This is a genomic window from Enterococcus sp. AZ095b (assembly GCF_051714725.1).
Lineage (GTDB): Bacteria > Bacillota > Bacilli > Lactobacillales > Enterococcaceae > Enterococcus_B > Enterococcus_B pernyi.
This window is the reverse complement of the sequence record NZ_JBIOSL010000001.1, coordinates 1,678,681-1,702,686: the sequence shown is the minus strand read 5'-3', so window position 1 is coordinate 1,702,686 and position 24,006 is coordinate 1,678,681. Positions and strand designations below refer to the sequence as shown.

The window sequence follows — 24,006 nt, the reverse complement described above, 5'->3', positions numbered from 1 at the left end:
AATAAAAAAACCAGTGAGAAAACAAACTTTTCGTTTTTCTCACTGGATTTTTTGCTATTGATTACTTATTTTTTAATCGGACAATTATTCAACCGTGACTGATTTAGCTAAGTTTCTTGGTTTGTCTACATCGAATCCACGCAATAGGGTAGCGTAATAAGCAAGCAATTGCGTCGGGATGACCATGGCAAGAGGAGAAAGGTATGGATGGACAGCAGGAATCACTAATTGATCCGTTTCTTTTTCTAATCCATGTGCCGCGATCACTAAGGTTTTTGCACCACGACTTTCAACTTCTTTTAAGTTGCCACGTGTATGAGCCCCTGTGATTTCCTCACTAATAATCCCAATTACTGGTGTGCCTTCTTCAATCAGTGCAATGGTACCGTGTTTCAATTCACCGGCAGCAAAACCTTCTGCTTGGATATAGCTGATTTCTTTTAGTTTCAAAGCAGCTTCTAAAGCGACATCGTGATCGTTGCTACGACCGATATAAAAAGCGTTGCGCGTGTCATTCAAGAATTCCGCAGCTAGTTCTTGGAGTTCATCTTTTTGGGTAATTACTGTTTCCATCGCATTCGCTACCATACTCAATTCATGCGCTACATCAAATGTCAATGAACGTTTATTGCCTTTTTGATCACCGACTGCTTTTGCAAGTAAAGCTAGTACAGCGATTTGAGCAGTATATGCTTTAGTTGAAGCAACAGCGATCTCCGGACCTGCATGTAGCAACAGAGTGAAGCCAGCTTCTCTTGATAACGTAGAACCAGCAACGTTCGTGATCGTCAATGAAGGATGACCTAATTGATTGATCTTGACTAACACCTGACGACTATCAGCGGTTTCGCCACTTTGACTTAAAAAGATAAAGAATGGTTTTTTCGATAATAAAGGCATGGTATAACCAAACTCACTGGCCAAATGGACTTCTACTGGAATGTCAGTCATTTGTTCGAAGGAATGCTTGCTCGCTAATCCTGCATGATAACTTGTGCCGCATGCCACGATGTAAATACGGTCACTTGCTAATAGTTCATCCATCAATTTGTGATCTAAAGGAATTTCATTGTCCTCATTCACATAGGTTTGCGCGATTTTACGCATGATGATCGGCTGCTCGTCGATTTCTTTCAACATATAGTAAGGGTATGTTCCTTTTTCAATGTCAGAAGCATCTACTTGTGCTTCATAAGAATCACGTTCTATGATCATACCAGTCATTGTTTGGATCGTGATATTATCTGCTTGAACGATCACCATTTCTTGGTCTTCGATTTCAATAAATTCTTTAGTGTAAGCAAGCATCGCCATCGCGTCACTTGCGATCACATTGAATCCTTGGCCTTTACCGATCAATAAAGGGCTTTTGTTTTTGGCAACGAAAATTGTTTCGGGAGCTGTGCGATCCATCAAGGCAAAAGCGTAAGAACCTTCGATGACTTCTAGCGCTTTTCTAAATCCTTCTTGTGTATCTTGCGTTTCTTCCACGAATTTTTCAATCAAATGAACAACGATTTCCGTATCTGTTTCGCCGATGAAGTCATCAGTGGCTACGTATTGTTGTTTCAATTCTTCAAAATTTTCAATCACCCCATTGTGGACTAAAACAAAACGTCCGCTTTGTGAGTGGTGGGGGTGCGCATTTTTCTCAGCGGGTTCCCCATGAGTTGCCCATCTTGTATGACCGATACCTGCTGTACCAGTGGTTTCTGGAGATAATTTATCTTTAAGGTTTTGGATTCTACCGCGTGCTTTGACTAAATGGTCCTGTTTTCCATTTGAGACAAAGATACCCGCCGAATCATACCCGCGATATTCTAATTTTTCTAAACCATTGATCAACCCTGGTGTCACGTTCTCTAATCCAATCATTCCAACAATTCCGCACATAAAAAAACATCCTACTTTCTGTTATAAACTTGATATTAGCGTTTCCAACTGCGTAAGAAACCTTTTGTTCTACCTTCACAGGTAGTTTTTATGTTTCTTTTTAGGATGCAGTCCCTAGGGCCATCCGCCGAATCCTTCGATCAACCCTTTCCTCGTCATCTGTTAAAACAGACCTGGCGCTATTCCGTATTGGTCTAATTATCCTCCTGTTATTATTTTCTTTGGAAACATCTAAAATCATAACGTTAATGTGTGAGGTTTGTCAATAAAAAAGACAAAAAAATAAATTGGTATATATCTAATTGGGATGGACGAAAGAAAAATATCAAATTCGACTATCATCTTTTCTTGTAGTTCGGTACAATAATTATAGATAGAAGGAGGATGAAAGATGGAAGAGAAGATAGAAATCATGACGTTGGGGATGTTAAAAAAACAAATTGCAGCATTTGAAAAAACAGAACACGTGACGGATGACACTAAAATCTTTTTGGATACCGGATGGGACAGTATCCAAGAAATCGCCCCTGATGCGTTCGAAATCGAACATGCGCAACAGTTTGTCGTTGAAGATGAATTGACCCACGAACAGTTTACTGGTTACATCCTTGAAGAAAAAGCAGAAAAGATGAATGCGAAACCTGGTTCTGAAACGGTGATCGTGATTAGAAATCTATATTAGGAGCGTGTAAAATGAATAAGAAACGTTGGATAGCAGTACTGATTGCTGCCGGCTTATTGGTTGTTTCGTTGGTATCATCAAGTTTGACGCAACCGCAAGAAGAGGTGCAGATGGGGAACATCAATAGTTGGTTATATGGGGACGATGAAATGTCACCGGTGGTACTTGAAGAAGGCAGTGGCATGGGAAGGATCGCAAAATTGTCCGTTGATGGTGCCATAGCTAGTGGAGGCTCTTCTGGTTTATTTGCTACTGAGAGTTATAATCATGAAGACTTCTTGAAACAAATTGAAGCGATCGAAGCCGATGAACGCGTCAGTGGGATTTTATTGGAAGTCAATTCTCCGGGTGGCGGAGTTTATGAAAGTGCAGAAATTGCCAACTTACTCAACGAGGTCCGAACAGAACGTGATCTACCGATGTATGTCAGCATGAAAAATATGGCTGCCAGTGGTGGTTACTATATTTCCGCACAAGCAGATAAAATCTTTGCAACGGAAGAAACAGTAACTGGTTCAATCGGTGTCATTATGTCCGGACTCAACTATTCGGGCTTACTTGAAAAAATCGGTGTCGAAGATACAACAGTAAAAAGTGGCGCACTAAAAGATATGGGATCGGCTACTCGACCTGAAACTGAGCAAGATCATGCAGTGTTGCAAGCTTACATCGATAACGCCTATAATCGTTTTGTTAAAGTTGTTAGTGAAGGAAGAAACAAATCAGAAGATGAAGTGAAAAAAGTCGCAGATGGTCGTATTTACGACGGTGTACAAGCGAAAGAAGCAGGTTTGGTGGACGAAATCGGCTATCCAACAGATGCTTTAGCTGCGATGAGAGAAGATCTTGATCTACAAGATGCTGAGTTAGTCGAATACTCAACTAGTTCTACTGGATTTGGCAATACTTGGTTTGGTGCAAAATTAGCAGAATTACAAGGGTTGCAAGCTTCTGAAACAAGTCAGATCTTGTCATTACTTGAAAGTCTAGGAACAGCAGAATCTCCAAGAGCAATGTATCTATATGGAGGTGAGTAAGCATGAATGAGAAATCAACGAACGCGTCAACACCCGAAGAACGCTCAAAAACCAATGAGGAAACGAAAGTAGCTGAACGTACAGAGGGATCATCTAAACAAGTTTTTAAGGTAGAAGAAAATAAATTAGTAGATCCTACTAGTAGAAACCAGGATACAGTAGACGCTTTAGTTGCTCCTAAAGACGAAATTACAGCTGACAAAAACACAAGTAGCTCGTCGGAAGAACTTGAGTTTGCAGCACAAGCAAAAAATGACCAACCGGCTGTAGGACCAGATGCGGGATTTTCTCAAAAGGTGCTAAGTTCCTTTGAAGAAAAACCACTGTCAGAAACTGAGATCAAAGAAAATCAGAAAAAATGGAAAAAATATACAGAACAAAAAACCGAGGAACCAAGTATCAATCGTTTTCCTTATTATTTCTTTGCCGGTTTTTGGGTTCGTTTTGCTGCGTTTTTGGTTGATTTGATTTGTATTGGGTCAATCACTCGCTTAACGTTAGGTATCGCAGTGAACCTAGGATGGCTTCAAGTTTCTGATTCTTATTTGAGTATCTATGGTAGTTTGTCGTTGATCGCCTATTTAGCTTATTTTATTTTATTGACGAAATGGAATCACGGACAGACGATTGGAAAAATGATTTTTGGTATTCGAGTGATCAGTTTTGATGAAGAGGAACTTTCATGGAGTACAGTATTAGTCCGTGAGGGCGCTTGTCGCTTCATTTTGAGATTTCCGTTACTTTTTATCGGCTATCTCCCAGTTATCTTTAGTAAGAAAAAACAACACATCGGTGATTATTTCTCAAATACGAGTGTAGTAACCATCAATATGATCAAAGCATTTAATCAAGAGATGAATGCTTGATGCTTTAGGTAGAGAAAATGGCTGAATATGGTTATTATTCAATAAGTCGTGTCAGACAAATGATAAAACAGTGAAGGGAAGAACCTAAGTGAGACCGATCGATTTTCCTGATAAATACGACAATTTGATGCGTATTGGCCAACAGGCATTAACAGATCATCAGTACAGTCAAGCAAAAGAGCTGTTTGAACGTGCATATGAACTTGAAGCAACATTTGAAGCGAATACGTTATACGTGTTGGCACTATCAGAATTGGATATGTGGGAAGAAGCACTTCATCAAGCACTTTTGCATGAAAAACAGTATTTGATGAATGAAGAATTGGCTACTTTTTACTTTGATCTACTGATTACAGCAAAAGATTTTTTATATGCACGAAAATTGATTGCAAGTGCTGATTTTCCCGATGATTTTGAGCAAGCAGTTTTGTTGAAAATCCAACAATCAGAAGAATTAGTCGGACAGATGCGAAGACAGAAGATTCGTGAAATCTATCAACTGGTAGAAAAATTACCTTTTGAAAAACCAACTACCCAGTTGAGTTATATTCAAGAAATCGAGCAACTGCCTTACCACGAATTTATCCAGACCGCTAGAAAGTTGATCGTTTTAAAAACGGTCCATGTTCTTGTAAGGGCTAAGTTGCTTGAGTCGCTCGTTCAAGTCGAAGAAGCAGCACCAGTTGCATACTTGACGATCGAGGAAGAGTTGATCGAAGTGATACCAAAGAAAACGGTGCGTCCAGAAGAGCAAACTTCCTATCGACGAATCAAACAAATGGCGGAAGCATATGAACGAGAAGACGCCTTAATGAGTGAGAACTTGAAAGAAGAGTTTGCGATGCAATCGGCAATCGTTTATCCGATCTATGATAGCTACATTGGAAATCTTGACAAATGGTTCAAACAAACAGTAGCAACCTATACGAATCAGCCGTGTGAGGATCTTTTGGCATCTGAACAACACGAATTCACTGAAAAAAGAAATAAAATAATGACAGAACTATTATTATTCAATACGTAAAAAAACAGAGGAAAAGATAAAAAAGTCATGAAAAACGTGGATTCCCCTCGTTCAATATGTTTACAATTTGGAAGGGTTAGTGTACTATTTAAAGGTATGCATGAAACGTTTTTGATGTATCAAATGAATTTCTAAACTCGGAGGGAAATAAATGACTGCAACATTCGAAAAAAAAGGCACAAATGATGGTGTTTTAACATTTACGATCGGGCAAGATCAAATCCAAAAAGGATTGACAACTGCCTTTAATAAAGTAAAAGGAAACTTGAACGTTCCTGGATTCCGTAAAGGAAAAGTATCTCGTCAAGTATTCAACCGTATGTACGGAGAAGAAGCATTGTACGAAGATGCATTGAACGCTGTCTTACCTGAAGCATATGAAGCAGCTGTTAAAGAAGCAGCAATCGATCCAGTTTCTCAACCTAAGATCGATGTAGCAAGCATGGAAAAAGGTCAAGACTGGACAATCACAGCAGAAGTAACTGTAAAACCTGAAGTAAAATTAGGTGATTACAAAGACTTAGTGGTTGAAAAACAAGACCGCGAAGTAACAGAAGCAGACGTTGAAGAACGTATTAAACGTGAACAAGAAGCGCAAGCTGAATTAGTCATCAAAGAAGATGCTGCAGCTGAAAATGGCGACACTGTTGTCATCGATTTTGAAGGTTTCATCAACGATGAAGCATTTGAAGGCGGAAAAGGCGAAAACCATTCACTTGAATTAGGATCAGGTTCATTCATTCCTGGTTTTGAAGACCAATTAGTTGGCCACAAATCAGGCGAAAACTTAGATGTTACTGTGACATTCCCAGAAGATTATCAAGCAGAAGATCTTGCGGGTAAAGAAGCAGTCTTCAAAGTAACGATCCACGAAGTGAAAACAAAAGAAGTACCTGAACTAGATGATGAGTTCGCAAAAGATGTAGACGATGAAGTATCTACATTAGCAGAATTAAAAGAAAAATACATGAAAGAATTGACTGAAACGAAAGAAAAAGCTGCAGAAGATGCAAAAGATGAAGCAGCAATCAAATTGGCAGTCGAAAATGCGGAAATCGTTGATCTTCCACATGTTATGGTCCATGATGAAGTTCACCGTTCAATGGACGAATTCTTAAACAACATGCAACGTCAAGGAATCTCACCAGAAATGTACTACCAATTAACTGGTTCAACAGAAGAAGACTTGCACAAACAGTTTGAAGAAGAAGCAGAAATGCGTACAAAAACAAACCTTGTGATCGAAGCTGTAGCAGCTGCTGAAAACTTAGATGCAACAGAAGAAGAAATCACTGCAGAGATCCAAGAATTAGCAGAAACTTACAATATGCCAATTGACCAAATCAAACGTGTATTGACAGAAGATATGCTAAAACATGATGTGATCATGAAAAAAGCAATCGAATTGATTACAAGTACAGCAAAAGAAGCAGAATAAGCGAATAGAATTGTTGATCTGCATCTATATGAAAGAGTCCAGGCGCTTAGATGAAGCCTAGACTCTTTCGTTTTGTTTTAAACTTCTTTGATACTTTTGCTTTTTTTTAAATTATGGTATGATAAGGAAAGACTGTAAAGTCTTTGATAGTTTCTTGCGAATCAACGCAAGTTAAGGGGTGAAGACCATGTATGATAATCCAAGTGGTAATGAGACTGTACGCTGTTCTTTTTGTGGTAAAACACAAGAAGAAGTAAAGAAAATCGTAGCAGGTCCGGGGGTCTACATCTGTAACGAATGTATCGACCTATGTAAAGAAATCATTGATGAAGAATTCTATGAAGAAGCAGTACGAGAGTTTACTGAAGTACCGAAACCTTCTGAGATTCTTGAAGTATTGGATAATTATGTGATTGGACAAGAACGTGCAAAACGTTCATTGGCTGTAGCTGTTTACAATCACTATAAGCGTGTCAATCAAGAAGCAAAAGACAGCGATGATGTCGAATTGCAAAAAAGCAATATCTGCCTGATCGGTCCAACTGGTTCAGGTAAAACATTCTTAGCGCAAACATTAGCAAAAACATTGAATGTACCATTTGCCATTGCTGATGCAACAAGTTTGACAGAAGCGGGTTATGTAGGTGAAGATGTCGAAAATATCTTATTGAAACTTTTGCAATCTGCTGATTACAATGTTGAACGTGCGGAAAAAGGAATCATCTACATTGATGAGATCGACAAAATTGCACGTAAAAGCGAAAATGTATCGATCACACGCGATGTATCAGGGGAAGGTGTACAACAAGCCTTACTGAAAATCTTGGAAGGAACAGTTGCCAGTGTGCCGCCACAAGGTGGACGCAAACATCCTCATCAAGAATTCATCCAAATCGATACGACGAATGTGTTGTTCATTGTCGGTGGTGCGTTTGATGGCATCGAAACAATCGTAAAAAATCGTATGGGCGAGAAAACGATTGGTTTCGGTACACAAAACCAAAAACTCTCAGAAAATGAAAGTGTCATGCAACATATCATTCCTGAAGATTTATTGAAGTTCGGCTTGATCCCAGAGTTTATCGGACGCTTACCTGTAATGGCTGCGTTAGAAAAACTAACAACCGACGATTTAGTTCGTATCTTGACGGAACCGAAAAATGCGTTAGTGAAACAATACCAAAAATTACTTTCACTAGATGACACTGCTTTAGAATTTGAACCAGAAGCACTAAAAGCCATTGCGAAAAAAGCAATTGAGCGTAATACTGGTGCACGTGGTTTGCGTTCGATTATCGAAGAAATCATGATGGATGTCATGTTTGATATTCCTTCTGATGAAACGATCGAAAAAGTGATCATTACAAAAGAAGCTGCCGAACTTACCGGCAAACCAACAGTTATTTACAAAGACTCAGAAAAAAAAGCGGGATAAAATGAAAGGAGCAGTCGTGAAAGTTTTAGCAGCTTTTTCGACTACTCCTTTTCATTCTGTCGAAGAAAGTGGAGAGGGATTGAGCCACTTTGCCGCTTTGAAGGAGAGAGAGCATATGAAAGTCCATCATGCGGATATTGTGATCAGTGCTGTTGCACCGAAACAATATCCAGAAACAGATCTACCAGAGATTGCCTTAGCAGGTCGCTCAAATGTCGGGAAATCTTCCTTTATCAATACGCTGATCGATCGAAAGAATCTCGCACGTACATCAGGTAAACCAGGGAAAACACAAACCCTGAATTTTTATCTGATCGAAAATGCGCTGCATTTTGTCGATGTTCCAGGTTATGGTTACGCGAAAGTTTCTAAAACTGAGCGTGCGAAATGGGGACAGATGATCGAAACTTATTTGACATCGAGAGAACAATTAAAAGCTGTGGTGTCACTGGTGGATGTTCGCCATAAACCATCGCAAGAAGATATCCAAATGTATGAATTCTTAAAATACTATGATATCCCAGTGATCGTTGTTGCGACAAAAGCAGATAAGATCCCTCGTGGAAAATGGAACAAACACGAAAGCGAAATTAAAAAAGCATTGAATTTCGATCGCAATGACACATTCATTTTATTTTCTTCTGTAACTAAACAAGGAAAAGAAGAAGCGTGGAAAGCGATCGAAGACGCGATCAGCGAGTAAACAAAAAAGACTTGATACTTAGGTTGAAAGGCAAACTTTCAAAAGCTAAATATCAAGTCTTTTTTGTTTATTTCTTTTTTTTGTCTTTTTTTGGGTCGCTTTTTGGTTTTAAAAAGCGGTCAATGTCTTCTTTTGGAGCAACGGTCTTTTCCGGATCAACGCCAAAAGATTCAAATAGTTTGTCGAAATTATCTGTACGCTCAAATTTCAATCCCATGTTTATCACCTCTTTCTTTATTTTAACATGCTACCCCTCAATCGGTGGCATAAGACGAAAAGTTTTAGTTTTTTTTTATTATTCGTTATAATTTGATTATAAATAGATTTGAGAGAGGTGAGAAATATGGTGTCGAAAGAAAAAATGATGTTCCGTCTCGTGTTGACCAGAGATCGTACGAACGAAAAAGAAGAAGCCTATGATTGGTCCATGCTGACTCGTATCTTGCTTACTCCTGACTTTTTCCAATCCTCTCGTCATTCGAAAGAATCATATACCTTAATTGCACTAAAAGAAGCCTTAGAAGAAATCTCTGATGAAGAGATCGGTTGGTTTGAAATTTATCAGAATGATCTCACTTGCCGTTTCGAATTTGGCTATCATCATCTCCAAATTGATTATCAGTTTTTGTGGCAGGTATTTCAAAAAAATGAATCGGTGATTCGAAACTATCTTCAAACAAAAATGCAAAAAAATGGTATTTTTGCTTATATGAGAAGTGTCGAAGAATATTTATATCATAATACGAAAGAAATCGAAAAGCGTTTATCCTTTGAATCTGCCGAGAACATCGAGAAGTTGCCTAAAATCAAAGGTCGAAATGGGCAGATTGAGGTAGATTGTAACCAGTTTCCCGGTTATGATCTAATCGTAGAAGGGCGTTGTTTTACTTCTTGTTGGGAAATGTATTATAGTCAATATTATTATCGACTGATCCCTAAAGAGATTTTTTTGGAAATGCAACAGGTGGAGGAAATCACCCAATACGAGAATCAAGTCATTGGTATCCAGTTGTATCGCGAGCCATTTCGTTGGCAAAGTGAAGCGAATTTAAAATTTCAACAATACTATCGAGATCAATTAGGCTTTGATCATTTGTCGTGGGACAACGGCGTTGGTTTACTGAAAGAGCCATTTGTCGAGTATGCCTATACTCAGGACTCCTTGCAAGCGGTCCAGTATCAAAATCATTTGATGCAACCAACAGAAAAGAAGAAAGCAACATTTTTCGTAACAAGAAGCTATGATTTTGCTACTTACGATTACAAAGAAAAAAGAGCGAGAGGTGTCCTGAATCGTCAAGCATTTTTTCCTTGGGTCGATGAAAGCCATAGCCAGTTGATCTGTTATAAAGTGATCGATCCAACATTCATGTTAGATAAGGGAATCGATGCTTATAGTTATTATATTAATGAATACTTGAATGTTGAAGCCCCCGATGAAATGTACCAAGACTATTTGACCTCATTGCGCATTTACTTGCCGACCAAGTTTTTAGCTGATTTTCCCATCGAGGAGATCCGCGATCGATTATCAGAGATCCAATTCAAACGAATACGCAAGAGAAGAGGACGTTTAAGCTTTGATGCAGTTCAAGGAAAAAAACGTCTTCGGGTCGTCTTGTTAGATCAAGCGGAATTGTCTGGGAATCTATTGATGCAGAAAAATTAGCTGATTTCAATAATTTGCAAGAAAAGCCGGATCATACTGAGATGATCGGAAAAGTGAAATGGTAGAGTAGTTTAAAATCTAAAATATCAGAAGGCATCCATAAAAATTGAAGTATGATTTTGTGGATGCTTTCTTACTTGTAATTGAAGTTACGTGTGTATTCAAGATTTTTATCGTTTTTGAATGTTTTTGAATGAATATTGTTGAATGTTAAATAAAAATATGCTAGAATCTATCGTGAGGTGATCGTGGAAATGCTTACAGAAGAACGTAAACAGAAAATCCTACAACTATTGGAACAACATAAAATTGTCAAATCCCAAGAGTTAGTAGTCTTGTTAGATGCTTCTGAATCAACGATTAGACGGGATCTCCAAGAGTTAGAAGATGAAGGTTTATTGCAACGTATCCATGGAGGAGCAAAAAAAGAGGATCTTTTAGGTTTTGAACAAAACATGAGTGAAAAAACGCTCAAAAACGTTCATGAAAAGCAAATGATTGCACGATTAGCAGCAGAACTGGTGAACAATGAGGAAGTCATTTATCTTGATGCAGGATCAACCACGTTAGAGATGATTCCTTTTTTAAAAGATAAACAGATCACTGTTGTGACCAATTCAGTGAAACATGCTGCCGCGCTAGTTGATCTACAAATCTCAACGATCGTCCTAGGGGGCCAAGTGAAACTCTCAACAAATGCAGTGTTAGGAGCTAATACACTTAGCCAATTACAGGCTTACCATTTTAATAAAGCATTTATGGGAATGAATGGCGTTCATCTTGAACGTGGGTTTACTACCCCAGATCCAGAAGAAGCAGCGGTCAAACGCTTAGCCATTACAAATGCCCAAGATAGTTATGTTTTACTTGACCATACGAAGTTCAATAAGCAAACCTTTGTTTCTGTTGCACCACTGCAAGATGCCACGATCATAACCGAGCGTTGTCCACTAGAATTTCTTGACGACTACAGTGAACGGACGACAATTAAGGAGGCAAATCAATGATTTATACAGTAACGCTTAATCCATCCATCGATTTTATCGTACGAGTAGATGGATTAAAACTCGGTGATTTAAATCGAATGACCGAAGATTTCAAAGTCCCTGGAGGAAAAGGGATCAATGTTTCCCGTATTTTGAAGCGCATCGATTCTGATTCGACCGCTTTAGGATTTCTTGGTGGTTTCACTGGGAATTTTATTTCTGACTGGTTGAAAGAAGAACAAATCGCAACAGCTTTTACACAAGTGGAAGAAGATACTCGGATCAACATCAAATTAAAGTCTGATTCTGAAACAGAGATCAATGGACAAGGACCAACAATCTCGGATCAAGCCATTGATCGTTTGAAAGCAGAATTAGCAACTGTTGGAGCAGACGATATCGTGGTATTATCAGGAAGCGCACCTGCGAGTTTACGTGCTGGATTCTATCAAGAATTGATTGAGATCATCCGTGAAAAAGGTGCTGAGTTTGTGATCGATACTACCGGCGATGATTTGAAAGAAGCATTAAAAAAAGAACCGTTGTTGATCAAACCAAACAATCACGAATTAGCTGAATTGTATGATGTGACATTCCGTTCCGTTGAAGATATCATTCCTTACGGCAAGAAATTATTGGCAGAAGGAGTAAAAAATGTGTTGATTTCAATGGCTGGAGATGGTGCTTTATTGTTCACAAAAGAAGGAACTTACCGTTCCAATGTATTAGTTCGACCATTGAAAAATTCAGTGGGTGCCGGAGACTCGATGATTGCTGGTTTTATCGGTTCATATAGCAAACATAGAGATGCGGTAGAAGCGTTCAAGTGGGGCGTGGCATGTGGAAGTGCAACTGCTTTTTCGGATGATTTAGCGGTTCGCCCATTCATTGATGAATTGTTACCAGAAGTAGAAATAACAAAAATTGATTAATATCGTGGGGGATAAATCATGGAAATCAAAGACTTAATGATTAAAGATGCGATGATCATGGATCTACAGGCAACTGATAAAAAAGGCGCCATCGATGAAATGGTCCAAAAAATGTATGATGCAGGTCGTATCTCAGATATCGAAACTTATAAACAAGGGATCTTAGCTCGTGAAGCTCAAACATCCACTGGGCTAGGCGATGGCATTGCAATGCCACATGCGAAGAATGCTGCTGTCAAAGAAGCAACAGTTTTGTTTGCGAAAAGCAATAAAGGCGTAGATTATGAAGCACTAGATGGTCAACCAACTTTCTTATTCTTTATGATCGCCGCACCAGAAGGAGCAAACGACACACATCTGCAAGCATTAGCTGCCTTATCACGTTTATTGATCGATCCAGATTTTGTTGGAAAATTAAAAGAAGCAGGAACACCGGAAGAAGTCCAAGAATTGTTCCAAACAGCTGAACAACAAAAAGAAGCAGAAGCGGTAGCAGAACAAGAAGAAGCAGCACAAACAGCGGCTTCATCTAATAAAAAATTCGTTGTTGCAGTTACTGCATGTCCGACAGGGATCGCCCATACTTACATGGCTGAAGATGCGCTGAAGAAAAAAGCCAAAGAGATGGGTGTTGAGATCAAAGTTGAAACAAACGGTTCAGAAGGAATCAAAAACCGTTTGACTGCTGAAGATATTGCTCGTGCAGATGGCGTCATCATTGCGGCTGATAAAAAAGTCGAAATGAATCGTTTTGACGGAAAAGAATTAGTCAATCGTCCAGTAAGTGACGGTATTCGAAAAACTGAAGAATTGATCAACTTAGCTGTCAGTGGCTCAGCACCAGTTTTCCATGGTGATGGAAAAGAAAAATCTTCTGACGAAGGAAATGCAGATGGAACGATCGGCCAACGAATCTATAAAGATTTGATGAACGGTGTTTCTCACATGTTACCATTCGTTATCGGTGGTGGGATTGCCATTGCATTATCATTCATGGTCGACCAATTCATGGGTGTACCACAAGATCAATTAGCAAACCTTGGGAATTACAACCAAGCAGCAAGCTGGTTCAATCAAATTGGACAAGCTGCATTTGGCTTTATGTTACCAGTTTTAGCAGGATTCATTGCTTCAAGTATTGGTGACCGTCCTGGATTGATCGTTGGTTTTGCAGCGGGAGCATTAGCAAATACTGGCGGTGCTGGGTTCTTAGGTGCCTTGATCGGTGGTTTCTTAGCAGGTTATGTGATCGTCTTCTTACGTAAATTGTTTAAAAACTTGCCTAAGTCACTTGAAGGAATCAAAACGATTCTATTCTATCCTGTTTTTGGATTATTGATTACCGGTTTCTTGATGTTGATGGTCAATGTACCGATGAAAGCACTGAATGATGGTTTGAATAGTTTCTTATCTGGACTTAGCGGTTCAAATGCTGCATTATTAGGTGCGTTACTTGCTGGGATGATGGCTGCCGATCTAGGTGGACCAATCAATAAAGCAGCATATGTGTTCGGTACAGCAACATTAGCAACCACTGTCGCAACCGGTGGTAGTGTTGTGATGGCTTCCGTTATGGCAGGAGGAATGGTTCCACCATTAGCTATCTTCGTTGCAACACGTTTGTTTAAAAATAAATTCAGTAAAACAGACCAAGATGCTGGCTTGACAAACATTGTTATGGGGCTCTCCTTCGTAACCGAAGGATCGATTCCATTCGCCGCAGCTGATCCAATCAGAGCCATTCCAAGTTTCATTATTGGTTCTGCATTGACAGGTGGTTTAGTGGGAGCATTTGGTATCAAATTGTTAGCACCACATGGCGGGATCTTCGTTGTCTTCTTACTAAGTCATCCGATTATGTATCTTGTATTCATTGCAATTGGTGCAATTGTTTCTGGAGTAATTTATGGTGCTTTAAGAAAATCACCAGATGCTGTTAAAGTAGCCTAATCTTTATTAAAAATATAAAACAGACTAAGAATAGTGGGTAAGGTATTCGACGGAATATCTTGTCCACTATTTTCTTGTAATCAAGTATAGTGAGAGTGAAAGGAAGCTCGAACATGATCTCATGGACTTGAAGTCCGTGTAAGGGAAAGTCGAATCGGAATGAATCTGTGAAGATTTTTCAATCAAATAGTGAAGGAGGTTGGGACGGAAGGGTTTAGCCTTATTTCCGAAGAGGGGACTTTTGTTCCCGCCGTTTATTCGGTTATAGGCGTGGGGGAGAACTAATGTCCGACTTCTCTTTTTTTTACTTGTGTTAGTAGATAATCAAATCTGATTCTCTAAGATGTAATTGGTCTGGTATTCTCAATAGGTTGAAAAATTATTTCTAGTGACTGAAGAATAGTATCGCAAAAACGTTAAGTGGCCCTTTATGTTGTCTCAAATTCTGGCTTTATGCTGAAGCGATTTAACCATGCGTCAGACTATTCTTGAATCAATGACTAATGTGATGTTGAAGACGTTTTACAAGAAGATTCCCTTTATCGAATAGGGGGTTAATGCTATAATTAGAAGGATTGATAATAGAAAGGATGTTGTGAATGTCATCCAAAGAAAACTTATTAAAGGGAATGAACCCTCGTCAAAAAGAAGCGGTTCTACATACAGATGGCCCGCTTTTATTAATGGCTGGTGCCGGTAGTGGAAAAACACGTGTTTTGACTCATCGAATCGCTTATTTGATTGAAGGAAAAGAAGTGAATCCATGGAATATTTTGGCAATCACCTTTACCAATAAAGCGGCGAAAGAAATGAAAGAACGGGTCAATGCCATTTTAGGAACAGGTGGCGAAGATGTCTGGGTCTCTACCTTTCACTCGATGTGTGTCCGTATTTTAAGACGAGATGTGGATTATATCGGCTATAATCGAAACTTTACGATCATTGATTCTTCGGAACAATTATCATTGATGAAACGAATTTTGAAAGAGTTGAATATCGATCCTAAAAAATACGATCCAAGAAGCTTGTTAGGATCAATCTCGCAAGCAAAAAATAGTTTGTTGTCACCAGAGGCTTTTGCCAAAATGCAAGGCAGTTATTATGAAGAAATTGCCGCAAAATGTTATGCAGCATACCAGAAGGAACTCCTATACAACCAATGTATGGATTTTGATGATCTGATCATGAATACGATCCGTTTATTTGACGAGCATCCAGATTCATTGACGTATTATCAAAATAAATTCCATTACATCCATGTAGATGAATATCAAGATACGAACCACGCACAATATACGTTAGTCAATCTATTAGCTGGACGGTTCAGAAATCTTTGTGTAGTTGGGGATGCAGATCAAAGTATTTACGGCTGGCGTGGAGCAGATATGCAAAACATCTTGGATTTTGAAAAAGATTATCCAGATGCCGCGGTGATCTTGTTAGAACAAAATTATCGCTCAACGAAAACGATCTTGAATGCAGCGAATCAAGTCATCGAAAACAACCGCAATCGTAAACCCAAAAATCTTTGGACAGAAAACCAAGACGGTAACAAAATCACGTACTATCGAGCAGACAATGAGCGTGACGAAACACGTTTTATTGTAGAAAGAATGCAAGAAGAGATCCAGACGAATCGTCGCAATTATGGAGACTTTGCTATTCTTTACCGAACAAATGCCCAATCACGTGTCATGGAAGAAACCTTACTGAAAGCCAATATTCCGTACAAAATGGTTGGAGGTCACAAATTCTATGATCGAAAAGAAATCAAAGATGTTTTGGCGTATCTTAATGTGATGGCAAATCCTCAAGATTCATTGAGTTTTGAGCGGATCGTCAACTCACCAAAACGTGGGATTGGACCAGGATCGGTGGAAAAACTTCGTAGCTTTGCCACGATGCACGAATGGCCCTTGCTAGAGGCTGCAAGAAATGTTGAGTTAGCGAACATCGGCGGAAAAGCAGGAACACAGTTAGGCTCTTTTGGCGAGATGATGCATCAATTGACTGAAATGATCCCTTATTTGACCGTTACAGAGTTAACCAAAGAAGTCTTAGAACGTAGTGGCTATTTGGATGATCTAAAAATCCAAAATACATTAGAATCCCAAGCACGTATCGAAAACTTAGAAGAGTTTTTGACGGTGACTCAAGAATTTGATAAACAATTTGAAAAAGAAGGGCTAGAGAATGCTGATTCGCCAGAGGACAAGCTGGTCGTCTTTTTAAATGACCTTGCACTTGTATCAGATATCGATAGCTTAGAAGAAGAAACGAAGCAAGTGACATTGATGACCTTACATGCTGCGAAGGGTCTAGAGTTTCCAGTCGTCTTTTTGATCGGTCTAGAAGAAGGTGTCTTTCCACTTTCTCGTGCCTTGATGGAGGAAAGTGAACTGGAAGAGGAACGCCGTTTGGCCTATGTAGGGATCACCAGGGCAGAAGAAGCATTGTTTATGACCAATGCGTTTTCACGGACTTTATATGGTCGTACGCAATACAATCGACCTTCACGATTTTTAGAAGAAATCGATCAAGAATTATTAGATATCCACGGGATGCGACCAACTTCCAATGCCTCTCAGCCGTCGCCTCTTCGTGCGAATAACGCGACACCTAAGTACCAACAGCCGACAAAAGCAGGTGTATCAGCAAAAGTCGCTACAGGTGGCGAAACAGGTGGTTGGAAGCCAGGAGATAAAGTCAAACATAAAAAATGGGGACCTGGTACAGTGGTTAGAGTTAGTGGTGATGCAAAAGACCTTGAGCTTGATATTGCATTTCCAAGTCAAGGAGTCAAACGTGTATTAGCCGCTTTTGCACCAATCGAAAAAGTTTAGTTCAATAGGGGGAGAAAAAGATGGAACACGAAATGACGATCGATGAAGCGACAAAAAAAGCAGAAGAACTCAGAGTGCAGTTAGATCGTTGGTCTCGTGAGTATTATGTGTTGGACCAGCCAACGGTAGAAGATTATATCTATGACAAAACCTATGCCGAATTAGTGGCGATCGAAGAACAATATCCAGATCTGATCACCGCAGATTCACCGACCCAACGAGTAGGTGGAAAGATTCTTTCCTCATTTGAAAAAGTCACACATGACATTCCATTATATAGTTTGAACGATGTCTTCAATAAAGAAGAACTCTTAGCATTTGATCAACGTGTCCAAAAAGCAATCGGCCGTCCAGTCGATTATTGTTGTGAACTGAAAATCGATGGACTATCGGTATCTTTACGATATGAGAATGGTGAGTTTGTACGGGGAGCAACTCGGGGAGATGGTTCGGTCGGCGAAAATATCACAGAAAACTTAAAAACGGTGCGTTCTGTTCCAATCAAATTAAAAGAACCGATGAGTATCGAAGTACGTGGTGAATGTTTTATGCCGAAACGTTCATTCGTTAAATTGAACCAAAAAAATGAAGAAGAAGGCAAACCAGTCTTTGCCAATCCTCGTAATGCAGCAGCAGGTTCATTGCGCCAGTTAGATTCCAAGATCACAGCGAAAAGGAATCTTGATACGTTCTTATATACCGTAGCAGATTTTGGACCGATGCAAGCGACGACGCAATACGAAGCGTTAGAAGAATTAGACAAAATCGGTTTCCATACGAACCATGAAAAACGTCTTTGTCATTCAATCGACGAAGTTTGGGCGTTCATTGAAGAATACCATGAAAAACGTAAAGATCTCCCTTACGAGATTGACGGGATCGTTATTAAAGTCAATGATTTTTCATTGCAAGACCAATTAGGTTTTACGGTCAAAGCTCCACGGTGGGCGACGGCCTATAAGTTTCCGCCAGAAGAAGTAGAGACGGTCATCGAAGAAATCGAATGGACGGTCGGCAGAACGGGTGTAGTGACACCGACAGCAATCATGACACCGGTTCGTGTGGCTGGTACGACAGTCAGCCGTGCTAGTCTGCATAATGGCGATTATATCCAAATGAAAGATATCCGCTTGAATGATACTGTCCAAATCTACAAGGCAGGGGATATCATCCCTGAAGTCGCACAAGTCATTTTAGATAAACGTCCAAAAGACAGCGAGCCTTATAAAATGCCCGAACATTGCCCTGTCTGTCACAGTGAGTTGGTTCATTTAGATGAAGAAGTTGCCTTGCGTTGCATCAATCCAAAGTGTCCCGCACAAATGAAAGAAGGACTGAACCATTTCGTTTCCCGAAATGCGATGAACATCGATGGCTTAGGACCAAGAGTCTTGGAACAGATGTATGACAAGAAGTTAGTCGCTGATGTTGCTGATCTCTATAAACTAACAGAAGAAGAATTATTGACGTTAGATAAAATCAAAGAAAAATCAGCGAATAATATTTTAACAGCAATCGACAATAGCAAAGAGAACTCGGTAGAACGTTTGATCTTTGGTTTAGGTATCCGTCACGTTGGCGCAAAAGCAGCGAAAATCTTAGCGGAGCATTTTGGCGATTTAGAAACGTTGAGTCGCAGCGATTTTGAATCGATCATCCAATTAGATACGATCGGGGATATCATTGCAGATAGTGTAGTGACTTATTTTGACAACGAAGAAGTCCACGAGTTGATGGAAGAACTTAAACAAGCAGGTGTCAACCTTGAATACAAAGGCATTCGTTCGACACAGCTGAAAGAAGTAGAATCGCCGTTCAAAAACAAGACGATCGTGTTGACAGGCAAATTAACTCGATTCACAAGAGAAGAAGCCAAAGAAACGATTGAAAACCTTGGTGGAAAAGTCACTGGCAGCGTCTCTAAAAAAACGGATATCGTTGTCGCTGGCGAAGATGCAGGTAGTAAATTAACGAAAGCCCAAGAGTTAGGGGTCGAGGTTTGGACGGAAGATCAGATGGCTGAAGCGTTAGCGGAGAGTCATCCTGCTGAGGAAGCAGAATAATTTTTCAGATAAATTTCAAGAAAGAATTTCAGAATGCGAATTTCTTATGTTAAAATAAGAAGCAAAGTTTTCATTTAGGAAAGAAGGGGTACTATGGCGATTAGTGAAGAACAAGTAAAACATGTAGCGAAGTTAGCCAAATTGAAATTTGCCGACGAAGAGCGCGCAGGTTTTACTGACCAATTAGGAAAAATCATTGACATGGTAGAAATGCTGGAAGAAGTAGACACAGAAGGCGTACCATTTACATCAAACGTTGTTGAGACTGTCAACGTCATGCGACAAGACCGTGCACAACTAGGTTGGAGCAGAGATGAATTATTAAAAAATGTACCAGAAAAAGAAGATGGTTTCATCAAAGTACCAGCAATCATCGATAATGGGGAGGCTGGCGCATAATGACAGAATTATACAATCGTTCATTAGAAGAACTACACGACTTATTAGTGTCAAAAGAAATCACTGCACAAGACTTAGTGAGAGCTACATTTGATCGCATCAAGGAAACAGAACCCGCGATCGATGCATTCATCACATTGAATGAAGAGAAAGCTTTAGCCCAAGCCAAAGCTTTGGACGAAAAAGGTATCGACGAAAACAATGTTCTTTCAGGTATCCCGATCGGTATCAAAGACAATATCGTGACGAAAGATCTTTTAACGACAGCAGCTTCAAAGATCCTTTATAATTTTGAACCGATCTACGATGCGACAGTCATGGAAAAAGTATACGAAGCAGACATGATCCCTGTTGGTAAATTGAACATGGATGAATTTGCAATGGGCGGAAGTACCGAAACTTCTTACTTCAAAAAAACAAAGAACGCTTGGGATCAAACAAAAGTTCCTGGCGGATCATCTGGTGGTTCAGCAGCTGCAGTTGCCGCAGGACAAGTGCCAGTTTCTCTAGGTAGTGACACTGGTGGAAGTATCCGCCAACCAGCCGCTTTCAATGGAATCGTAGGAATGAAACCAACTTATGGTCGTGTTTCCCGTTTCGGTTTGATTGCATTTGCTTCATCTTTAGACCAAATCGGTCCAATGACCCGGACAGTCAAAGATAACGCATTAGCATTGACCGCAATCAGTGGCTACGACGAAAAAGACGGTACTTCATCTGGTGTATCTGTCCCTAACTTTGCAGAAGGTTTGTCTGGTGATATTAAAGGAATGAAGATTGCTTTACCTAAAGAATACTTAGGTGAAGGTGTCGATGAAGGCGTGAAAGAAGCAATTCTTAAAGCAGCTGAAACATTCCGTTCATTAGGTGCAACAGTAGAAGAAGTTAGCTTACCTCATTCAAAATATGGCGTGGCTGTCTACTATATCATTGCTTCATCTGAAGCTAGTTCGAACTTGCAACGTTTTGACGGTATTCGTTATGGATATCGTTCAGAAGATGTCAAGAACTTGGATGACGTTTATGTCAATTCACGTTCTGAAGGTTTCGGAGAAGAAGTAAAACGCCGGATCATGTTAGGAACGTTCTCATTGAGTGCAGGTTACTATGACGCGCATTTCAAAAAAGCAGGACAAGTCCGTACATTGATCAAGCGTGACTTTGAAAAAGTTTTCGCGGATTATGATTTGATCATCGGCCCTTCTTCACCAACAGTTGCGTTCGGTCTTGGTGAAAATATCAACGACCCAATCACGATGTATATGAGTGATATCTTGACGATCCCAGTGAACTTGGCAGGACTACCAGGTATGTCAGTACCTGCAGGCTTATCGGAAGGGTTACCAGTTGGCTTACAGATCATCGGTAATTATTTCGAAGAGAAAACCATGTATCAAGCAGCTTATGCGTTTGAGCAAGCGACAGAGTTCCATCGTCAACAACCAGCTATTTTAGGAGGGAAAGCCGAATGAATTTTGAAACAGTCATTGGACTTGAAGTCCATGTGGAATTAAAAACCAACTCAAAAATTTTCTCTCCAGCTCCTGCGCATTTTGGTGCTGAACCAAACAGCAACACCAATGTGATCGACTGGGGATACCCTGGAGTTTTACCAGTAATGAATAAAGCAGCGCTGGAATTTGGGATGCGTGCAGCGTTAGCATTGAATTGCGAAATTTCGAAAGATACTCATTTTGACCGCAAAAACTATTTCTATCCAGACAATCCCAAAGCTTACCAAATCTCACAATTCGATCAACCAATCGGTCATGATGGCTGGATCGAGATCGAAGTAGAAGGTAAAAAGAAAAAAATCCGCATTGAACGTGTACATTTAGAAGAAGATGCAGGAAAAAACATGCACGGCATCGGTGGATACTCTTATGTCGATCTAAACAGACAAGGAACACCATTGATCGAGATCGTTTCAGAAGCAGACATGCGTTCACCAGAAGAAGCCTATGCTTATTTAGAAGCTTTACGTTCTGTGATCCAATTTACTGAAGTCAGTGACGTGAAATTAGAAGAAGGTTCAATGCGTTGTGATGCGAACATTTCTTTACGCCCTTATGGACAAGAAGAATTTGGGACAAAAGCAGAATTGAAAAACTTGAACTCCCTTTCTTTTGTCAAAAAAGGTTTAGCATTTGAAGAAAAACGCCAAGCAAAAGTATTATTATCTGGTGGAGAGATCCAACAAGAAACTCGTCGCTTTGATGAAACGACGAATAAGACGATCTTGATGCGTGTCAAAGAAGGGTCAAGTGACTATCGTTATTTCCCAGAACCTGATATTCCAAGATTCGTGATCGATGACGAATGGATCCAACGAGTGAAAGCAAGCTTACCAGAAATGCCAGCTTCTCGTCGTGTACGCTACATCAGCGAATTAGGCTTACCAGAGTATGATGCGAAAGTATTGACGCTATCAAAAGAAATGTCTGATTTCTTTGAAGCAACATTGGAAAACGGAGCAGATGCCAAACAAGCTTCCAACTGGTTGATGGGTGAAGTATCAGCATACTTAAACAGTGAGAAATTGGAATTAGCTGAAACGAAACTAACACCTGAAAACTTAGCGGGTATGATTCTTTTGATCGCAGATGGCACGATCAGCTCTAAAATTGCGAAAAAAGTCTTTCGTGAGTTGATCATGAATGGCGGAGATGCACAAAGTGTTGTTGAAGCAAACGGTTGGGTCCAATTATCTGACCCAGCGAAGTTATTACCGATCATCAATGAAATCTTAGATAACAATCAACAATCTGTTGATGATTTCAAAAACGGAAAAGACCGTGCAGTAGGTTTTTTAGTTGGACAAATCATGAAAGCTACTAAAGGACAAGCAAACCCAGGTGTGGTCAACAAATTGCTAAATGAAGAATTAGCGAAACGATAGAGGGATGCTATGAAAAAAGCGCGTGTGATCTATAATCCGGTCTCAGGTAAAGAATTGTTAAAACGTAATCTTGCCGACATCCTCCAAGCTTTGGAGGAGTCGGGCTATGAAGCAAGTGCTTATGCAACGACTCCGGAACAGGACTCGGCAAAAAATGAAGCACGACGAGTCGCTGAGTTAGGTTTTGATCTTGTCGTTGCTGCTGGTGGCGATGGGACGATCAATGAAGTCGTTAATGGTATCGCCTCATTGGAAGTTAGACCTAAAATGGCGATCATTCCAGCGGGAACGACCAATGACTATGCTCGCGCCTTGAAGATTCCTAGAGATAATATCAAGGCAGCAGCAGAAGTCATCAAAAAGAATCAAACAGTCAAAATGGATATCGGTCAATCCGATAATAGCTATTTCATCAATATTGCAGCTGGTGGCTACTTGACAGAATTGACCTATGAAGTTCCTTCCGAATTGAAAAGTATTTTTGGCTATCTTGCATATTTGGCAAAAGGAGCAGAAATGTTACCACGTGTCAAACCGATCAAGATGCACTTGAAGTATGACGAAGGCGAATATAATGGCAATGCTTCGATGTTTTTTTTAGGGTTGACGAATTCCGTTGGTGGCTTTGAACAAATTGCGCCTGATGCAAAGCTAGATGATGGAAAATTCTCTTTGATCATCGTCAAAACGGCGAATATTTTTGAGATCCTACACATTGCTGCCTTAATGCTCAATGGAGGGAAGCATGTCGATGATCCAAGAGTCATCTATACGAAAACAAGTTCTCTTTATGTTGAAACCGAAGATAATGCGAATCGCCCTGTCATGATCAATTTAGATGGCGAATACGGTGGGAATGCTCCGATGCATTTTGAAAATCTTCATCAGCATATCGAGTTTTATGCAAATACAGATCAAATTCCAGATGAGGCAATCACTGGTTTTGAGGAAGAAGAGCTAGAAGAAGTTAGCAAAGAATTCGTCAAAGAAGTAGAACGTTTGACGGATGAAGATATCGATGGCGATGGCAAAATTGCTGACAAGGATCAGAACTGAGCAGGATTGGACGACTATTAGAAGGAAAAAGCAAAGATCATAGGATTACTTGTTTTTTCCAATAGACTGAAGAAAAAAGGGCTGGGAATGAATGGATCTCCCAGCTCTTTCCTTTGTTGAACGGACAAAAT

General features: G+C 39.9%; 19 protein-coding genes. 17 read left to right on the top strand and 2 right to left on the bottom strand.

Going from position 1 to position 24,006, the window contains the following annotated elements; all coding sequences use genetic code 11:
* Nucleotides 1–84: 84 nt before the first annotated feature.
* Nucleotides 85–1,893 (bottom strand): glutamine--fructose-6-phosphate transaminase (isomerizing), encoded by a 1,809-nt coding sequence (gene glmS / locus IGJ99_RS08140; protein WP_096081576.1) that lies wholly within the window; start codon nucleotides 1,891–1,893, stop codon nucleotides 85–87.
* A gap of 391 nt (nucleotides 1,894–2,284) precedes the next feature.
* Between glmS and IGJ99_RS08135 the strand changes: the two genes are divergently transcribed.
* From IGJ99_RS08135 to yihA, 7 genes are all read left to right on the top strand, one after another.
* Nucleotides 2,285–2,575, top strand: a complete 291-nt coding sequence (locus IGJ99_RS08135; protein ID WP_438770744.1) for a hypothetical protein — start codon at nucleotides 2,285–2,287, stop codon at nucleotides 2,573–2,575.
* 11 nt (nucleotides 2,576–2,586) lie between these two features.
* On the top strand, nucleotides 2,587–3,612 hold the full coding sequence (sppA, locus tag IGJ99_RS08130; protein ID WP_077151451.1) for a signal peptide peptidase SppA: 1,026 nt from the start codon (nucleotides 2,587–2,589) through the stop codon (nucleotides 3,610–3,612).
* A 188-nt stretch (nucleotides 3,613–3,800) separates the two neighbouring features.
* Nucleotides 3,801–4,478, top strand: coding sequence for an RDD family protein (locus IGJ99_RS08125; RefSeq protein WP_224434897.1), 678 nt, complete (start codon nucleotides 3,801–3,803; stop codon nucleotides 4,476–4,478).
* Between the two features lie 88 nt (nucleotides 4,479–4,566).
* On the top strand, nucleotides 4,567–5,502 hold the full coding sequence (locus IGJ99_RS08120; protein WP_409173435.1) for a hypothetical protein: 936 nt from the start codon (nucleotides 4,567–4,569) through the stop codon (nucleotides 5,500–5,502).
* Between the two features lie 151 nt (nucleotides 5,503–5,653).
* Nucleotides 5,654–6,940 (top strand): trigger factor, encoded by a 1,287-nt coding sequence (tig, locus tag IGJ99_RS08115; RefSeq protein ID WP_010735252.1) that lies wholly within the window; start codon nucleotides 5,654–5,656, stop codon nucleotides 6,938–6,940.
* Between the two features lie 187 nt (nucleotides 6,941–7,127).
* Nucleotides 7,128–8,375, top strand: a complete 1,248-nt coding sequence (gene clpX, locus IGJ99_RS08110) for an ATP-dependent Clp protease ATP-binding subunit ClpX (RefSeq protein ID WP_010735253.1) — start codon at nucleotides 7,128–7,130, stop codon at nucleotides 8,373–8,375.
* A 115-nt stretch (nucleotides 8,376–8,490) separates the two neighbouring features.
* Entirely contained in the window at nucleotides 8,491–9,078 is a 588-nt protein-coding gene (yihA, locus tag IGJ99_RS08105; protein ID WP_029594239.1) for a ribosome biogenesis GTP-binding protein YihA/YsxC, read from the top strand.
* Nucleotides 9,079–9,145: 67 nt separating this feature from the next.
* Here yihA and IGJ99_RS08100 read toward each other — a convergent pair whose 3' ends face one another.
* A complete protein-coding gene (locus tag IGJ99_RS08100) occupies nucleotides 9,146–9,295 on the bottom strand; it encodes an SPJ_0845 family protein (RefSeq protein WP_010735255.1) in 150 nt (49 codons plus the stop codon).
* A gap of 126 nt (nucleotides 9,296–9,421) precedes the next feature.
* Here IGJ99_RS08100 and IGJ99_RS08095 point away from each other — a divergent pair, with 126 nt between their 5' ends.
* From IGJ99_RS08095 to IGJ99_RS08050, 10 genes are all read left to right on the top strand, one after another.
* Nucleotides 9,422–10,747, top strand: coding sequence for a hypothetical protein (locus tag IGJ99_RS08095; protein ID WP_438726665.1), 1,326 nt, complete (start codon nucleotides 9,422–9,424; stop codon nucleotides 10,745–10,747).
* A 254-nt stretch (nucleotides 10,748–11,001) separates the two neighbouring features.
* On the top strand, nucleotides 11,002–11,754 hold the full coding sequence (locus tag IGJ99_RS08090) for a DeoR/GlpR family DNA-binding transcription regulator (RefSeq protein WP_153829773.1): 753 nt from the start codon (nucleotides 11,002–11,004) through the stop codon (nucleotides 11,752–11,754).
* Entirely contained in the window at nucleotides 11,751–12,665 is a 915-nt protein-coding gene (gene pfkB, locus IGJ99_RS08085) for a 1-phosphofructokinase (protein WP_224434826.1), read from the top strand. The genes IGJ99_RS08090 and pfkB overlap by 4 nt, the downstream gene beginning before the upstream one ends.
* An 18-nt stretch (nucleotides 12,666–12,683) precedes the next feature.
* Complete coding sequence (locus IGJ99_RS08080; protein ID WP_010735259.1) at nucleotides 12,684–14,615, top strand: PTS fructose transporter subunit IIABC; 1,932 nt, start codon at nucleotides 12,684–12,686, stop codon at nucleotides 14,613–14,615.
* A 599-nt stretch (nucleotides 14,616–15,214) separates the two neighbouring features.
* Nucleotides 15,215–17,458 carry a DNA helicase PcrA gene (gene pcrA / locus IGJ99_RS08075; RefSeq protein ID WP_438770743.1) on the top strand — a complete coding sequence of 748 codons (2,244 nt, stop codon included), beginning with the start codon at nucleotides 15,215–15,217 and terminating at the stop codon, nucleotides 17,456–17,458.
* 20 nt (nucleotides 17,459–17,478) lie between these two features.
* Nucleotides 17,479–19,521 (top strand): NAD-dependent DNA ligase LigA, encoded by a 2,043-nt coding sequence (ligA, locus tag IGJ99_RS08070; protein ID WP_409173430.1) that lies wholly within the window; start codon nucleotides 17,479–17,481, stop codon nucleotides 19,519–19,521.
* Nucleotides 19,522–19,614: 93 nt separating this feature from the next.
* The gene (gatC, locus tag IGJ99_RS08065) at nucleotides 19,615–19,920 is read left to right on the top strand and encodes an Asp-tRNA(Asn)/Glu-tRNA(Gln) amidotransferase subunit GatC (RefSeq protein WP_010735262.1); all 306 of its coding nucleotides are present in this window, start codon (nucleotides 19,615–19,617) and stop codon (nucleotides 19,918–19,920) included.
* Nucleotides 19,920–21,392, top strand: a complete 1,473-nt coding sequence (gene gatA / locus IGJ99_RS08060) for an Asp-tRNA(Asn)/Glu-tRNA(Gln) amidotransferase subunit GatA (protein WP_010735263.1) — start codon at nucleotides 19,920–19,922, stop codon at nucleotides 21,390–21,392. The genes gatC and gatA overlap by 1 nt, the downstream gene beginning before the upstream one ends.
* On the top strand, nucleotides 21,389–22,819 hold the full coding sequence (gene gatB, locus IGJ99_RS08055; protein ID WP_010735264.1) for an Asp-tRNA(Asn)/Glu-tRNA(Gln) amidotransferase subunit GatB: 1,431 nt from the start codon (nucleotides 21,389–21,391) through the stop codon (nucleotides 22,817–22,819). The genes gatA and gatB overlap by 4 nt, the downstream gene beginning before the upstream one ends.
* A gap of 9 nt (nucleotides 22,820–22,828) precedes the next feature.
* Nucleotides 22,829–23,875 (top strand): diacylglycerol kinase, encoded by a 1,047-nt coding sequence (locus IGJ99_RS08050; RefSeq protein WP_438770742.1) that lies wholly within the window; start codon nucleotides 22,829–22,831, stop codon nucleotides 23,873–23,875.
* Nucleotides 23,876–24,006 lie beyond the last annotated feature (131 nt).

What these genes read in the sequence shown, in the direction of transcription:
- pcrA (WP_438770743.1), top strand. Translation starts at nt 15,215, where the DNA reads ATGTCATCCAAAGAAAACTTATTAAAGGGAATGAACCCTCGTCAAAAA.
- IGJ99_RS08080 (WP_010735259.1), top strand. Translation starts at nt 12,684, where the DNA reads ATGGAAATCAAAGACTTAATGATTAAAGATGCGATGATCATGGATCTA.
- IGJ99_RS08090 (WP_153829773.1), top strand. Translation starts at nt 11,002, where the DNA reads ATGCTTACAGAAGAACGTAAACAGAAAATCCTACAACTATTGGAACAA.
- IGJ99_RS08135 (WP_438770744.1), top strand. Translation starts at nt 2,285, where the DNA reads ATGGAAGAGAAGATAGAAATCATGACGTTGGGGATGTTAAAAAAACAA.
- ligA (WP_409173430.1), top strand. Translation starts at nt 17,479, where the DNA reads ATGGAACACGAAATGACGATCGATGAAGCGACAAAAAAAGCAGAAGAA.
- gatB (WP_010735264.1), top strand. Translation starts at nt 21,389, where the DNA reads ATGAATTTTGAAACAGTCATTGGACTTGAAGTCCATGTGGAATTAAAA.
- sppA (WP_077151451.1), top strand. Translation starts at nt 2,587, where the DNA reads ATGAATAAGAAACGTTGGATAGCAGTACTGATTGCTGCCGGCTTATTG.
- pfkB (WP_224434826.1), top strand. Translation starts at nt 11,751, where the DNA reads ATGATTTATACAGTAACGCTTAATCCATCCATCGATTTTATCGTACGA.
- IGJ99_RS08095 (WP_438726665.1), top strand. Translation starts at nt 9,422, where the DNA reads ATGGTGTCGAAAGAAAAAATGATGTTCCGTCTCGTGTTGACCAGAGAT.
- glmS (WP_096081576.1), bottom strand. Translation starts at nt 1,893, where the DNA reads ATGTGCGGAATTGTTGGAATGATTGGATTAGAGAACGTGACACCAGGG.
- gatC (WP_010735262.1), top strand. Translation starts at nt 19,615, where the DNA reads ATGGCGATTAGTGAAGAACAAGTAAAACATGTAGCGAAGTTAGCCAAA.
- tig (WP_010735252.1), top strand. Translation starts at nt 5,654, where the DNA reads ATGACTGCAACATTCGAAAAAAAAGGCACAAATGATGGTGTTTTAACA.
- yihA (WP_029594239.1), top strand. Translation starts at nt 8,491, where the DNA reads ATGAAAGTCCATCATGCGGATATTGTGATCAGTGCTGTTGCACCGAAA.
- IGJ99_RS08100 (WP_010735255.1), bottom strand. Translation starts at nt 9,295, where the DNA reads ATGGGATTGAAATTTGAGCGTACAGATAATTTCGACAAACTATTTGAA.
- IGJ99_RS08050 (WP_438770742.1), top strand. Translation starts at nt 22,829, where the DNA reads ATGAAAAAAGCGCGTGTGATCTATAATCCGGTCTCAGGTAAAGAATTG.
- clpX (WP_010735253.1), top strand. Translation starts at nt 7,128, where the DNA reads ATGTATGATAATCCAAGTGGTAATGAGACTGTACGCTGTTCTTTTTGT.
- gatA (WP_010735263.1), top strand. Translation starts at nt 19,920, where the DNA reads ATGACAGAATTATACAATCGTTCATTAGAAGAACTACACGACTTATTA.